Origin of the sequence: Pseudomonas sp. (genome assembly GCF_030683065.1) — a bacterium.
Taxonomy (GTDB): domain Bacteria; phylum Pseudomonadota; class Gammaproteobacteria; order Pseudomonadales; family Pseudomonadaceae; genus Aquipseudomonas.
Genome location: NZ_JAUXMX010000026.1, coordinates 1 through 13,782 on the forward strand (window position 1 = coordinate 1; position 13,782 = coordinate 13,782).

Consider the following 13,782-nt stretch of genomic DNA (forward strand, 5'->3'; position numbering starts at 1 on the left):
CCACACGACCCCAGTAGTGGGCCGTACCACAGGCCTCCATCACCCACTCGACCGGCTCGGCCTGCTCCTGTATATATCGCCTAAACGCCTCTCGGTTCAGCCGCTTACGCTGCACCACCTGGCCGGAACGGACACTCTCGGCAACTTGGTAAACGGACTTGGCTAGATCAACCGCAATTCGCTTCATAACGCCTCTCCCAATGATCAGTCACCACCACTCTCGGTATAGAACGGTGGCGCGGGGAGAGTCCATTACAGCATTCAAATCGTTCGCTTCGCTCACTGGGACGGGCTAAACCCCGCCCCTTAACCAAACGTTAGGTGAAACAATGTCTCCAAGCCAAGATGACGTGATGTTAGCCCTAGGGTACGTAACTTATGAGACGCAAGAAACAGAGGCGACATTACACTTGGTGATGTCTCTCGTTTTTGGGCTTTCCGTGGCTGAGTCAATAGAGCACCTTAAAAAAATATATGCCAAAAAAACACTTGGCCAATTTCTTGATTTATTAAGAGCAAAAATAGGGATTAGCCCTGAGTTCGATGAGTTCATGACCGACTACATCGAACAACGAAACTTCATCACCCACAACATTTCGCGCACAACAATATTTTCACCGTATACAGATCTAGGTCGTGAGAAGCTCATGAACTTACTAACAAGTTTCCGCTTCATGAATAGAAAAGCAAAATTAACATTCATGGCCTTAACAGAAGCATGGATGAGGCTTGCGTTAACTGATCAAGAAAATGAAACCAGGTTGAGCGCCTTGAAAGAGTCAGGTTTACTTCAAGAAATTGAGCGCGACTTTATTCCAGAACTTAGCAAAATATTTGGCCGATCAGTAAGCACCTAACTAGCGGTTCAAATCGCTAGCTTCGCTCACTGGGACGGGCTAAAGCCCGCCCCTTAACCAAACGTTAGATGCCTACGGGGAAAACCGTGTCGACAATCGCAGCTACACCACAGCCACCTTACTATGCCGTTATTTTTACTTCTCACCGTACCGATGGTGATATGGCAAATAATATGATCGAGCTTGCGGCGCAGCAGCCCGGCTATTTAGGCATCGAGTCCGCAAAATAAAACCTAGGCATTACTGTTTTATATTGGTCTGATCTCGAATCAATCAAGAACTGGAAGGCCAATGTCGTGCACAAGCAGGCTCAAAAAATCGGTCACGAAAAATGGTACTCATCATTCAAAGTCAGAATATCCAAGGTCGAGCGTGATTACGGCATCTAACAAGGCGCTGAAATAACTCACTTCGTTCTCTGGGACGGCCTAAAGCCCGCCCCTTAACCAAACGTTGGGCACCAAAAGCGAGAGTTCACATGAAGTCCAAAGCATTTTTTGCAGCGCTGTTGCTGATAATTGGGACGCAAGAAACTATGGCAGTCGAAGAAGCGAGTTACGTGCTCCTTAAAAGCGACGGAAAATTTGAGGTTCGTGAGTACGCGCCACACGTCCTCGCTGAAACGCTTGTGACTGGTGATCTGGAAAGCGCGGGAGGCAAAGCATTCCAGACGCTTTTTGGATATATCTCTGGCGACAACGTGTCGCGTACAAAGGTGGCAATGACGGCTCCAGTTTCCCAAGTGCCGGCGAGCGAGAAGATTCAGATGACTGCTCCCGTGGGACAACAACGTGTCGAGGAGCAGTGGGCGGTAAGTTTCATGATGCCTAAATCCTATACGCTCAGTACATTACCGCAGCCAAAGGATCCGAGCGTAGTTTTACGGCAGGTGCCTGCGCAGAAAATGGCGGTCGTGCGCTACTCGGGGACATGGAGTGAAAAAAACTATTCGCGTCAAAAATCTGAACTTGAGGCATGGGTGCGCAAGAACGGTTTGACCACTACAGGAAGCGAAATATGGGCCCGCTACAATGCGCCTTTCACGCCTTGGTTCCTGAGGCGCAATGAAGTTCTGATCCCGGTAGAGTAGGGATGCCCGCCGTTTGAAACAGGGAGTCGGTGTCAGAATATTCGAGCGTAAGCAGCGGGTACGCTGTGGTGCTCAACCATTCGCTGCATGGCCGACGTCCCTGACGGGCCGCGCCCTGAGCTAAAACGTTAAGCTTCATGAATTTTACTTGGGTAGATTTTAAATGAAAGATGCAATATTCGACGCTGCAGAAGAGCGCCGCCACCAAATATTACTGAGTGTCCGTCAGGTTGTAGCTTCATATGCAGTTTACTGGCACAAGCTTGCGGTAGATTCCACTATATTCATCGTTACTGGTTCCATCGCTCTAGCAGGGTTCGCGCTGAGCACCACATCCCCTACTCGAACCATGCTGATATCCGTATGTATCATTCTCGCTCTGCTCGGCTGGGCGGGGGCATACTTGACGCGGCTGATTCAACAAAAAACTGAAGAACACCAAGCCATCTTGATTCGCCTGGACAATATTCATGGTCTTTTAGAACCTGGTCTTTATTTGCCTAACGAAAGCGTGTATCCACAGCATTGGCGTGATACCGGTGAAAAACACATCATTGATCCGATATTTCGATTCTGTTTTTTATTACTTGGCGTTTTACCATTTGTTCTGGGAAGCCTGATTTTAGTTTCTGGCTGGACTTAGTCAATTCGCAGAGCAACGACAAGCGATTGAAAGGGAGTTTACCTATGTATTCAGCAACACCTGCTGCCGAAAGTATGCCGAAAATAAATCTGCTCCCTTTTTTCGTTCTTTGCATTCGTGATAGCACTGATCCTATTCCTCGCGATGTGGCACGTATGAACGAGGCGGCTAACAGTAGTCTACGGTGGACGGCGTCACGCGCTGCTCCCACTACTTGCGGAGGTAACAAGTGAATGCACCAAAGAACACCATGCTTCTGAGCTCGTTAGAAAGCGCGTATTACTGGGATAGCTACTCAGTCAAAACAAGATACGATAATCAAACAGCTCTGGACGTGTACCTTACAGTTGCGAAGAACACTCCCCGCTGGGTGGTTGAGCTGATGAATGTCAGGAACTGGATTGTCTCTAAACTGGGTCTTAAGGACCTTGGGAAAATAAACGAATTTGCGCACGCCGAGGCCAGTAGAGGCTACAAGGTCGGTGACATAATCGGTTTATTCAAGCTGGTGGCTAATTCAACACATGAAGCCGTGTTGGAAGACCGCGACAAGCATCTAGATGTGCGCATTTCATTTTTGCTTGAGCCTGATGGCGAGCATGCAATTGTTCACGTAACCACCGTTGTGCATGTAAATAATGCACTTGGCAAAATCTACATGTTTTTTGTCGCCCCCCTGCACAAGATAATTGTCCCCTGTTCATTAAAAACACTGACGCAGGTGTAGTCAGCGTATTCGCTGCGTTAATCATTATGTCCCCTAACACCTTCTAAGGCGTTCAATAACCCTGCATATTGGTAGAGCACATGTGCGCACGTTACCTGTTGCGCTCTGGATCGGGCTAAAGCCCCTCCCATAATTTGGTTGTTAGGCACCCAACGCTGCATTCACAAGAAAAGAGGACGTTAAATTGAAGATGAATTATGCAGGTCTTTTGCTACTTTCCGCATTGCTTGCCGGCTGCGCCACCTCGCACGTGTCGCTTACTGGGCCGGGGGATCGTACGGAAATGTGTAAGGCCACTACAGAGCAGGAAATCGCCTCTCTATTTGATCGTTGGAATCAGTCGTTACACACTGGCGATCCGCAAAAGGTGGTGGCCAACTATGCAGAAAGCTCGGTGCTCTTGCCGACCCTTTCAAACAAACCACGCTTCACGCAGGCGGAGAAAGAGGACTACTTCCAGCACTTCTTGGCGAACCGCCCCTCAGGCATGATCGACATGCGTACAGTTGAACTTGGTTGTAACACGGCGGTTGATACCGGTCTGTATACCTTCTCGTTTGCTACGACTGGGGCGAAGGTCAGTGGCCGCTACACCTATACGTATCGTTGGAATGGTTCGCAGTGGCTAATTACCAGCCACCATTCTTCTATGATGCCGGAGAAAAAGCAGGATTGAATAGAACAGCCAGGCTGGTTGCACGTGATTGCTTAGGCCACGACAGTGGTCTGCGCCTTATCACCCCAGCCGCGTATGAGAATGCCTATGGCTGGCGCAAATCGTTTGCTTCGTTTGCAGGAGTATGCAAAATGCCGCCTCCGTTCAGTTGCCACACACCATGGGTGCGTGACAGGGGCGGGATCGGTATTTAAAGCGGACAGTATTCGACAGTTTATAACGTGGGTAGAAACACATGAATCGGCGTAAAAAGATAAACCAGTTATTAAAGGCGCATGCCAAAAAAGCCAGTGCCAAGCTGGCGCCAAAAAGTAAGTCCACATACATTTGTAAGGCTGATCGATTGAAGATGGCCGCGGAGGCCAGTCAAGCATCAACTATTTCTGCTGAGGACTGATCGCAGTCTCTTGATTGCTACGTTTTTAATCCCTGAATTCATAGAATAAGTGCAACGCTTGAAACGATAGGCAGAGGGCCAGCCACCGGTAGAATCCAGGCTCTCACACCAAAGGATTCAAGCGCAGATGACTACGCATTACCGGCAGCTGACCCGGGCCCAACGTTACCAGATTGAGGCTGGATTGGCCTGTGGCATGACTCAAGTGCGCATTGCCAAACAGCTGGGCGTACATCCCGCGACGGTCAGTCGGGAAGTTCGTCGTAATGGGACTCAACAGGCCTACAGGGCGGTCTTGGCAGACCAGCAAAGCGACGTTCGCCAGCGCAGCGCACACAAGTTCTGCAAGCCGAAAGTGTGGCTGCATGCGCATATTCCGCTCTGGCTGGAGCAGGGTTTTAGTCCCGAGCAGATCGCACAGCGCTTGAAGCTGGAACAGCCTGATCAAGCCGTCAGTCATGAGTGGATTTACCGCTTTGTCGATGTGGATAAAAGGGGCGGCGGGTTGCTTTACCTGCACCTTCGGCATCGTCGAAAGCGCTACCGCAAACGCTATGGAAGCCACGACCGGCGAGGGCAACTTCGCAATCGCGTGTCGATTACTGAGCGCCCCGCTGAGGTCGAAACTCGCGAGCGGCTGGGGGATTGGGAAGGCGATACGGTGCATGGCGTGGGTGGCAATCTGGTGACGCTGGTGGATCGAAAAAGCGGCTTCTTGAGTGCCTATCCGGTCAAGCGCAGAACCCGCCGGCAGGTCACGCGGGCGATCAATTTACAGTTCAAGGGGCATGTGGTGCACACGCTGACGCTGGACAACGGTAAGGAGTTTGCGGGCCATGAACGCATCGCCCTGAAGAGCCGCTGCCAGGTGTATTTTGCCGACCCGTATGCGTCCTGCCAGCGCGGCACCAACGAAAACACCAACGGCCTGTTACGCCAGTATTTTCCCAAGGGCAGTGACTTCAGTGCACTGACGGTGGAAAGCGTGAATCGGGTTGTTGCGAAGATCAATTTACGACCACGCAAACGCTTGGGCTGGAAGACACCGTACGAAGTGTATGCAGGGGTGAGCGTTGCACTTATGAGTTGAATTCAGGACTTGATAACGGATCACACCCCAAACCTGGTCGATGCACCACCCTTCATGAAAACCAAGCGCAAGGTATATGGACCGATCTTCATCGGTGCCTGGGGTGGGTATACCAAGGCAGAGGATGTGCAAATGACACTGAAAATGTCCGAGCAACTTCCTGCGTGGTTTTATATCTACAGCCCTGGCTTGGCGGGTGTAGCTCCGCGGTCGATCATGAACCAAGGTAAGCAATACCTGTTTATCGAACCATAAACGCTCGCCGGGCAATTTACCTCTGGCTTGCACTCGCAGCGGTGGCCTCTCGCCACCTCTCAGGCCTTATTTCTATAAGGCCTGATAGACAATATGCAGAGCGCCTCGCAAGTACGCCAGCAACTGGGCTTGCATTTTTTGAAAGCAAAGGAAACTGGACTCCGTAATCCAGACGGAGCCAGTTAATGAAATATCAAAATTCACTTCCACTCGACGCCATCCAACCAGCACATCTCGATGCTTGGGCAGATATTTACGTCAAAGCACACATCGCGGAACTGCTCGCTATTTCGCTCTCCACGTTCCTGACGGCCCCAACGCACTACTTGGTTCAGGCCGGACAGGAAACCGCACTCACTGCTATTGCCAATGGCTATCGCCCTCTGCTGCCAGCTCAAGTAACAGCCAGTCAGCGCATCCAGAAGCAGTGGCAGGATCAAGACAACGCTAGACGCGCAGAGAAATTCGCCCTCCAAGCTCACGACCACTCATAAAGCCATAGGAAAAAAACGATATGAAACTGATTGCTGCGTTCATCATTCTAGGCATTGGCTTGGTGTATTGGTCTGTGATGCTTAAACAGCGGGAGCGAGACCGCATTCATCGCGGCTGGCTAAGGCTACCTGTTGTCGATAAATACAATCAACGGAACCCACTCAGTCGCAGCGGCCGGAATGGCAGTGCTTGCTGCTACTGCGGCTCCCGCAGCATCCGCCAGTTAGGTTTAGAGGCGCGTAATGATCAGCGCCGGGTACATGCCTGCAACCATTGCAATGCAAATCTCTATCGGACCTATCGCTAACCAGTCCAAGTGCACCATCCGTCACTCAACAGATCGGGAGATTTTCGATGACCATAATCTATGTAGCTGAGTGATTAAACGAAGACACAACTGCACTTACCCGATCAAACGCCGAACCCGCCAGCAGGCCACTCGGGAGATCAACTGGCAGTTCAAGGGTCATCTCGTGCATACGCCCCCTAGACTAATGCAAGGAGTTTACGAGCCATGAACGCACCGCCCTAAAGAACCGCCGCCAAGCGTATTTTTTCAAAACGTATTCATACTGCCAGCGCAGTAGCAATGAAAACACCAATAGTCTGTTGCGCAAGTATTCCCCAAAAGCCGCGGCCTAAGTGCGCTGAACATTGAAAGCGTAAATCAGGTAGTTGCGAAGATCCATTTACACTCTCGTATACGCTTCGGCTGGAAGCCCCCATACGAAGTGTCTATGCAGGGGTAAGCATTGCACTTATGGATTGAATTCAGGCCCTCTTGGAATGGGGCACGTCATCTGAAAAGGCGACAAGCAAGGCTCATCTGTATTCGGTCCCTAAACGGTACCGAATAGATGCACAACGGGAAAATTAACTGGTCAGAATGACCTCAACAGCAGATAGCACCAGTGTCGGTGCTAAGCAATTGAAAATTTCGAAACCAGTTAAATGGCCAGAGCTACCCATGAGCAAAGACAATTTACCGCAAGTCTGTCGTAGTCGACGGCGGGGTATTGCCCCCCGATTTATACGAGCCGGAGACGCTCCAGCATATCTAGCGATGTGCCGTGATGAATTCAATAAAACAGTTAGACCTTATGTAGGAGAGTTTCCTATCGGTATGCGAGGCATTGGATTTGACCGAGAGGAGCTGGATGTGTGGGCAGACGAATATGCCGTAATTAATGCGATAGAAAAAAAGAGAACCTCGACACGAGGATTTGAGCTTACCCACGAGCGTATTGAAGAGAAAATGCCATGGCGCGAAAAACAATCACCGGCCTCTCGCAAAGGGCCGGAATTTGGCACATTGACAAACGAGTCAAAGGAGAACGCCTTTACGAAAGCACTGGAACTAGTGACCGGGAGGAAGCCGAGCGCTACTTGATCCATCGACTAGAAAAATTACGACAAGAAAAAATCTACGGTGTACGAATAGTACGAACGTGGCGAGAAGCAGCGACGCGATTCTTAATAGAGTTCAAGGACCAGTCCTCGATTAAGTTGTCAGCACACCACCTGAAAGATCTAGACCGATTTCTTGGTGATTTGCCACTGACTCATGTTGACGACCGTGCTCTGGCTCCATTCATCCGAGACAGATTGGCAGAGAAGACGCTACCAAACGGCAAGATTAAAAAAGCCGTCAGTAATCGGACGATAAATATCTCGATTGAGAGAGTGATCCGCGTTTTGAACCTATGCGCACGCAAATGGAGGGACGATGATCGCCGACCATGGCTCGATAGCGTACCGATGCTGACTAAGCTGGAAGAGAAGACATCAAGTCGCAAGCCTTATCCACTTTCATGGGAAGAGCAATCGATTCTCTTCGCAGAACTACCACCCCACTTAAAGGTCATGGCTACATTTAAAGTAAATACCGGTTGCCGCGAACAGGAAGTGTGCAAGCTGCGCTGGGATTGGGAGATTCAGGTGCCAGAAATCGGTGCGAGTGTATTCCTGATACCCGCTGATTTTGGCGGCCGGCATGAACGAGCGGGTGTAAAGAATCGCGACGATCGACTTGTGGTGCTTAACAGCGTGGCGAGCTCGATCATCGAGAAGCAACGAGGGCTAAGTCACGAGTGGGTTTTTCCGTATAACGGCACTGCCATGCACCGAATGAACGACTCGGCCTGGAAAAAAGCCCGTTTACGAGCAGCAAAAATTTGGACCGATAAAAACCTGCACCCAGCACACCCCGGTTATCTGTCAATCCGGGTTCACGATCTCAAACATACGTTTGGGCGCAGACTAAGAGCTGCAGGGGTGACAGAAGAAGATCGTAAGGCTTTGCTCGGCCACAAGAACGGCAGCATCACCAGTCACTACTCTGGGGCAGAACTCGGACAGCTAATTGAATCAGCTAACAAGGTTTCAGCGACTGACTCTCGTGGACCAGTGCTGACAATTTTAAAGAGGAGGCAGGCGTGAAATCTGAACCTGTCACGCAAAAGTCACGCGCATGAAAAAGCCCGATCCTTTTGGAACCGGGCTAAGTCATTGAAAAATATGGTCGGGACGGAGTGATTCGAACACTCGACCCCTAGCACCCCATGCTAGTGCGCTACCGGACTGCGCTACGCCCCGACTAGGCGTTAAACTATTTTCATACTGCTTAAAACCTCGCGGACTATACAATAAGTTCCTGAAATATGGAAACTTTTTTGAATATGGCCGCTATTTTTTGAGCACGCTGAGCACATCTTCAAGCTCGGCAATGGTCTGCCTGATGAGCTGTTTGTACTGAGTAGTGTCGTCTTTCGCCTCATCACCTGAGAGACGCTGACGCGCCCCGCCGATGGTAAAACCTTGGTCATATAGCAGCGCACGAATTTGACGGATCATCAGCACATCCTGGCGCTGATAATAACGTCTATTTCCACGCCGCTTGACCGGATTGAGTTGCGGGAACTCTTGCTCCCAATAACGCAAAACATGCGGTTTTACTGCACAAAGCTCGCTTACTTCGCCGATCGTGAAATACCGCTTACCAGGTATGGTGGGCAGTTCATCGTTATGACTTGGTTCCAGCATATGCCTCGACCCTGGCTTTCAGTTTCTGCCCTGGACGGAAAGTCACCACACGGCGAGCCGTGATGGGGATTTCCTCTCCCGTTTTTGGATTACGACCGGGACGCTGACGCTTATCGCGCAGATCAAAGTTGCCGAACCCCGAGAGCTTGACCTGTTCGTTGAGTTCCAGCGCTTGGCGGATCTCTTCGAAGAACAGCTCCACCAATTCCTTGGCTTCCCGCTTGTTCAGGCCTAGCTCTTCATACAGACGTTCCGCCATTTCAGCTTTCGTCAGAGCCCCCATACGCTACTTCCTTAACGTTGCGTTAAACCTTTGTTCCAGGGAGGCGAGAACGTTTTGTGCTGCACCACTCACCTCATCGTCATTAAGAGTGCGCGATGGATGCTGCCAGGTCAAGCCGACGGCAAGGCTTTTTCTATGCGGATCAATGCCTTTACCGTGATAGACGTCAAATAGCTTGAGGTCAGTCAACCACTCGCCAGCTGCATCACGGATAGCCGCGAGCAACATCGCCGCAGGCACGTCACGGTCAACCAGCAGAGCCAGGTCTCGGCGCACTTCAGGGAAGCGCGAGAGCTCCTGAAACGCTGGCATGCGACCTTGAGTGATTTCAGCCAGTAATAATTCGAACATATACACCGGCTGATCAAACCCAAGCGTTTTGCTCAGCTCCGGGTGCATCGCCCCCAAGAAGCCAACCAGTCGCCCATCGCGCTCAATTTGCGCGGTTTGCCCAGGGTGCAAGGCTGGATGCTCTGCAGCAACAAAATTGAAGCAGTCGCCTGCTCCTGCACTCGCCAGCAATGCCTCAACGTCGGCCTTCACATCATAGAAGTCGACATTTTCACGACCATTTGCCCAGTTTTCCGACAGCCGACTACCGCAAATCACCCCAGCGAGCATCGGCTCCTGCTTGAGTTCTTCGAGTTGGCCAACAAAGCGCAAACCGCTTTCAAATAGACGTACACGCGACTGCTGACGATTAAGGTTATGCTCCAGCGCCTTGACCAGCCCCGGCCATAACGATGAACGCATCGCGGACATATCGACCGATATAGGGTTGGCCAGCATCAACGGCGCAACACCGGGATGGAACAGCTCGAACAGTTTCGGATCAATAAAACTGTAGGTGATGGCTTCCTGATAACCGCGCGCCACCAATAAACGACGCAGAACCGGCAACTCAACAGCCGCCTCAATCTTGGGCTGCGGTGCTAACCGGGCTTGCGGATAACGCACCGGCAGGCGGTTGTAACCGTACAACCGCGCCAATTCCTCGATCAGATCAACTTCTATGCTGATATCGAAGCGGTGACTGGGAACAGTTACTTGCCACTGCCCCTCACTGCTGGCGCTGACACCCAAGCCTAGACCGACCAACAAGCGCACGACTTCGTCGTCGTCCATTTTCAGGCCAAGCATTTGCTCGATGCGCTCGGCACGCAGAGTCACAGCGGCGACGCTAGGCAGCTGCTGCGGATCAACCACCTCAATGATCGGACCAGCGTCACCGCCAACGATATCTAACAACAATCCAGTTGCCCGCTCCATGGCTTCACGAGCCAGCTGCCAATCTACGCCGCGCTCGAAACGGTGCGAGGAGTCGGTGTGTAGCCCGTAGGAACGGGCTTTGCCGGCAATGGCTATGGTGTCGAAGAAGGCACTTTCAAGGAACAGGTCGCGGGTCTTGTCGCTCACGCCGCTGTGCTCGCCACCCATCACGCCGGCAATTGCCAATGCGCGCTGGTGATCGGCAATGACCAGCGTATCGCCACGCAGACTTACTTCCTGACCATCCAGCAGAACCAGCTTCTCGCCATCCTCGGCCATGCGCACACGGATGCCGCCATTGATCTCGGCAAGATCGAAGGCATGCAGCGGCTGGCCCAGCTCGAGCATCACGTAGTTGGTGATATCCACCGCGGCATCAATGCTGCGCACGTCAGCACGACGCAGGCGCTCGACCATCCACAGCGGTGTTGGCTTGGATAGATCGACGTTGCGCACCACGCGACCGAGGTAACGCGGACAGGCTTGCGCCGCCAACACCTCAACCGGGCGCACCTCATCATGACTCGGTGCAACTGCGGCGATCACGGGACGGGTTACCGGCGCATCATACAAAGCGCCAACTTCACGAGCCAGACCGGCCAGCGACAAGCAATCACCGCGATTAGGCGTTAGATCGACCTCAATGCTGGCATCGTTCAGCTCGAGATAAGCCCGAATGTCCTGACCCACAGGCGCATCGGCGGGCAACTCCATCAGGCCATCGTTTTCTTCGCTGATCTGCAGCTCAGAGGCCGAGCACAGCATGCCGTTGGACTCGACGCCGCGCAGTTTGGCCTTCTTGATCTTGAAGTCGCCCGGCAACTCGGCGCCGATCATGGCGAAGGGAATCTTCAGGCCGGGGCGCACATTCGGCGCGCCGCACACTACCTGGAAGGTTTCCACACCAGTACTGACCTGACACACCCGCAGCTTATCGGCATCCGGATGCTGCTCGGTGCTGAGCACCTCGCCTACCACCACACCACTAAAAATACCCGCTGCCGGGGTCACGCTATCGACTTCCAGGCCCGCCATGGAAAGGCGCGCCACCAGCTCGTCACGGGAAACCTGCGGGCTTACCCAGCTACGCAGCCATTGTTCACTGAATTTCATCCTGCTCTCCTAAACAATTCGGTTACGGTCGTGCGGCTCTAGCGAAATTGCGCCAAAAATCGCAGATCGTTATCGAAGAACAGGCGTAAATCGTTGACACCATATCGAAGCATGGCCAAACGCTCGACGCCCATGCCGAAGGCAAAACCCTGGTACTTCTCGGGGTCGATACCGGACATACGCAGTACGTCTGGATGGACCATTCCGCAGCCCATAACTTCCAGCCAGCCGGTCTGCTTGCACACGCGACAACCTTTACCGCTGCACATTACGCACTGCATATCGACTTCTGCCGAGGGCTCGGTGAAGGGGAAGAAGGACGGACGGAAACGCACGCCCAGGGGCTTCTCGAAGAACACCCGAAGGAACTCTTCAATCGTGCCTTTGAGGTCGGCAAAGCTCACATTCTCGTCGACCAGCAGGCCTTCGACCTGATGGAACATCGGCGAGTGAGTGATATCGGAATCACAACGATAGACGCGCCCCGGGCAAACGATGCGGATCGGCGGTTGCTGGGATTCCATGGTGCGCACCTGTACCGGCGAGGTGTGGGTGCGCAGCAACATGTTTGCGTTGAAATAGAAGGTGTCGTGCATCGCCCGGGCCGGGTGATGGCCAGGGATATTGAGCGCTTCGAAGTTGTGGTAATCGTTTTCCACCTCAGGGCCTTCGGCAATGCCGTAGCCTATCCGAGTGAAAAACTGCTCAACACGCTCCAGAGTCCGGGTAACAGGGTGCAGGCCGCCTGAGGTCTGACCGCGGCCAGGCAACGTCACATCAATGCGCTCAGCAGCCAGCTTAGCGCTCAACGCAGCACTTTCCAGAGTGGCTTTGCGCACGTTCAGGGCTTCCTGAACGCTGTCTTTCGCAGCATTGATCAACGCACCGGCTTGCGGGCGCTCCTCAGCAGACAAATTACCCAGGGTCTTCATCACCTGAGTCAGCTCGCCTTTCTTGCCCAGATAGTGAACCCGCAACTGCTCGAGGGCGTTCACATCGTCGGTGTGGCTAACGGCCTCTAGCGCTTGCGAGACCAGCACATCCAGATTTTCCATTTACAGACTCCAGATACGAAATAGGGGAAGAGCCAAGGCTCTTCCCCTATTGGTGACGTTTCGAACGAGCCAACGTGTTACTGCGCTCGGACATGCTGCGTTAGAAGCCAGCCTGACCATCGCTTGTAACGACCTTGAACACGTTCTTGCACCGGGCGAACCCGGTGATTGTCGGGGACTTAGGCCAAAGTGGCTTTAGCTTTTTCGACAATCGCAGCAAACGCCGCTTTTTCGTTCACTGCCAGATCGGCCAAAACTTTACGATCGATCTCAATGGACGCTTTTTTCAGGCCGGCAATGAAACGGCTGTAGGACAGACCGTTAACACGAGCACCAGCGTTGATACGAGCGATCCACAGGGCGCGGAACTGACGCTTCCTCTGACGGCGGTCGCGATAGGCGTATTGGCCTGCCTTGATCACAGCCTGCTTGGCAACGCGGAATACGCGCGAACGCGCACCATAGTAGCCTTTAGCGAGTTTCAGAATTTTTTTGTGACGCTTGCGAGCGATAACGCCGCGCTTAACACGAGCCATGAGTAATTTCCTCTACCTTGACCGATTAACGAACGCGCAGCATGCGCGCCACTTTTCTCACGTCAGACGGATGCACCATGGTGCTACCGCGCAGTTGACGCTTACGCTTAGTGGACATCTTGGTCAAGATGTGACTCTTGAAAGCGTGCTTGTGCTTGAAGCCATTAGCGGTTTTAAGAAAACGCTTGGCTGCACCACTCTTGGTTTTCATCTTTGGCATGTTCGGTACTCCGCATTCAGTTGATAAACATAAC

Annotated in this window: 17 protein-coding genes, 1 tRNA gene and 2 pseudogenes; 12 read left to right on the forward strand and 8 right to left on the reverse strand. The window is 52.4% G+C overall.

Annotation, left to right across the window (positions count from 1 at the left end; translation table 11 throughout):
* Nucleotides 1–187 (reverse strand): annotated as a pseudogene (locus Q8K09_RS06000) (IS110 family transposase); the annotation flags it as partial.
* Between the two features lie 142 nt (nt 188–329).
* On the opposite strand from Q8K09_RS06000, the gene Q8K09_RS06005 reads away from it, so the two are divergent.
* From Q8K09_RS06005 to Q8K09_RS06060, 12 genes and pseudogenes are all read left to right on the forward strand, one after another.
* The gene (locus tag Q8K09_RS06005; RefSeq protein ID WP_305254068.1) at nt 330–857 is read left to right on the forward strand and encodes a hypothetical protein; all 528 of its coding nucleotides are present in this window, start codon (nt 330–332) and stop codon (nt 855–857) included.
* Nucleotides 858–943: 86 nt separating this feature from the next.
* Nucleotides 944–1,246 (forward strand): annotated as a pseudogene (locus Q8K09_RS06010) (antibiotic biosynthesis monooxygenase).
* Nucleotides 1,247–1,335: 89 nt separating this feature from the next.
* On the forward strand, nt 1,336–1,947 hold the full coding sequence (locus Q8K09_RS06015) for a heme-binding protein (RefSeq protein ID WP_305254069.1): 612 nt from the start codon (nt 1,336–1,338) through the stop codon (nt 1,945–1,947).
* Between the two features lie 163 nt (nt 1,948–2,110).
* Nucleotides 2,111–2,590 carry a hypothetical protein gene (locus Q8K09_RS06020; RefSeq protein ID WP_305254070.1) on the forward strand — a complete coding sequence of 160 codons (480 nt, stop codon included), beginning with the start codon at nt 2,111–2,113 and terminating at the stop codon, nt 2,588–2,590.
* Nucleotides 2,591–2,819: 229 nt separating this feature from the next.
* Nucleotides 2,820–3,317 carry a DUF2867 domain-containing protein gene (locus Q8K09_RS06025; protein ID WP_305254071.1) on the forward strand — a complete coding sequence of 166 codons (498 nt, stop codon included), beginning with the start codon at nt 2,820–2,822 and terminating at the stop codon, nt 3,315–3,317.
* Nucleotides 3,318–3,507: 190 nt separating this feature from the next.
* Nucleotides 3,508–3,993 (forward strand): SgcJ/EcaC family oxidoreductase, encoded by a 486-nt coding sequence (locus Q8K09_RS06030; RefSeq protein ID WP_305254128.1) that lies wholly within the window; start codon nt 3,508–3,510, stop codon nt 3,991–3,993.
* 235 nt (nt 3,994–4,228) lie between these two features.
* On the forward strand, nt 4,229–4,390 hold the full coding sequence (locus Q8K09_RS06035) for a DUF2986 domain-containing protein (RefSeq protein WP_305254072.1): 162 nt from the start codon (nt 4,229–4,231) through the stop codon (nt 4,388–4,390).
* Nucleotides 4,391–4,517: 127 nt separating this feature from the next.
* Complete coding sequence (locus Q8K09_RS06040) at nt 4,518–5,480, forward strand: IS30 family transposase (protein WP_305254073.1); 963 nt, start codon at nt 4,518–4,520, stop codon at nt 5,478–5,480.
* A gap of 132 nt (nt 5,481–5,612) precedes the next feature.
* A complete protein-coding gene (locus Q8K09_RS06045) occupies nt 5,613–5,735 on the forward strand; it encodes a hypothetical protein (RefSeq protein ID WP_305254074.1) in 123 nt (40 codons plus the stop codon).
* A gap of 185 nt (nt 5,736–5,920) precedes the next feature.
* A complete protein-coding gene (locus Q8K09_RS06050; protein WP_305254075.1) occupies nt 5,921–6,229 on the forward strand; it encodes a hypothetical protein in 309 nt (102 codons plus the stop codon).
* 20 nt (nt 6,230–6,249) lie between these two features.
* Nucleotides 6,250–6,537: a hypothetical protein gene (locus Q8K09_RS06055; protein ID WP_305254076.1), complete on the forward strand. Its 288-nt coding sequence runs from the start codon at nt 6,250–6,252 to the stop codon at nt 6,535–6,537.
* Between the two features lie 953 nt (nt 6,538–7,490).
* Nucleotides 7,491–8,669, forward strand: a complete 1,179-nt coding sequence (locus Q8K09_RS06060) for a tyrosine-type recombinase/integrase (protein ID WP_305254077.1) — start codon at nt 7,491–7,493, stop codon at nt 8,667–8,669.
* Between the two features lie 79 nt (nt 8,670–8,748).
* Here the strand turns inward: Q8K09_RS06060 and Q8K09_RS06065 are convergent.
* The 7 genes from Q8K09_RS06065 to rpmI form a co-directional block, all read right to left on the reverse strand.
* Nucleotides 8,749–8,825 (reverse strand) — tRNA-Pro (locus tag Q8K09_RS06065).
* Nucleotides 8,826–8,915: 90 nt separating this feature from the next.
* Nucleotides 8,916–9,272, reverse strand: coding sequence for a MerR family transcriptional regulator (locus Q8K09_RS06070; protein WP_305254078.1), 357 nt, complete (start codon nt 9,270–9,272; stop codon nt 8,916–8,918).
* The gene (gene ihfA, locus Q8K09_RS06075) at nt 9,253–9,555 is read right to left on the reverse strand and encodes an integration host factor subunit alpha (protein WP_003243414.1); all 303 of its coding nucleotides are present in this window, start codon (nt 9,553–9,555) and stop codon (nt 9,253–9,255) included. The genes Q8K09_RS06070 and ihfA overlap by 20 nt, the downstream gene beginning before the upstream one ends.
* Nucleotides 9,556–9,558: 3 nt before the next feature.
* On the reverse strand, nt 9,559–11,937 hold the full coding sequence (pheT, locus tag Q8K09_RS06080; RefSeq protein ID WP_305254079.1) for a phenylalanine--tRNA ligase subunit beta: 2,379 nt from the start codon (nt 11,935–11,937) through the stop codon (nt 9,559–9,561).
* A 38-nt stretch (nt 11,938–11,975) separates the two neighbouring features.
* Nucleotides 11,976–12,992 (reverse strand): phenylalanine--tRNA ligase subunit alpha, encoded by a 1,017-nt coding sequence (gene pheS / locus Q8K09_RS06085; protein WP_305254080.1) that lies wholly within the window; start codon nt 12,990–12,992, stop codon nt 11,976–11,978.
* A 179-nt stretch (nt 12,993–13,171) separates the two neighbouring features.
* A complete protein-coding gene (gene rplT / locus Q8K09_RS06090) occupies nt 13,172–13,528 on the reverse strand; it encodes a 50S ribosomal protein L20 (protein ID WP_079202155.1) in 357 nt (118 codons plus the stop codon).
* A gap of 25 nt (nt 13,529–13,553) precedes the next feature.
* Complete coding sequence (gene rpmI, locus Q8K09_RS06095; RefSeq protein ID WP_305254081.1) at nt 13,554–13,748, reverse strand: 50S ribosomal protein L35; 195 nt, start codon at nt 13,746–13,748, stop codon at nt 13,554–13,556.
* Between the last annotated feature and the right edge of the window lie 34 nt (nt 13,749–13,782).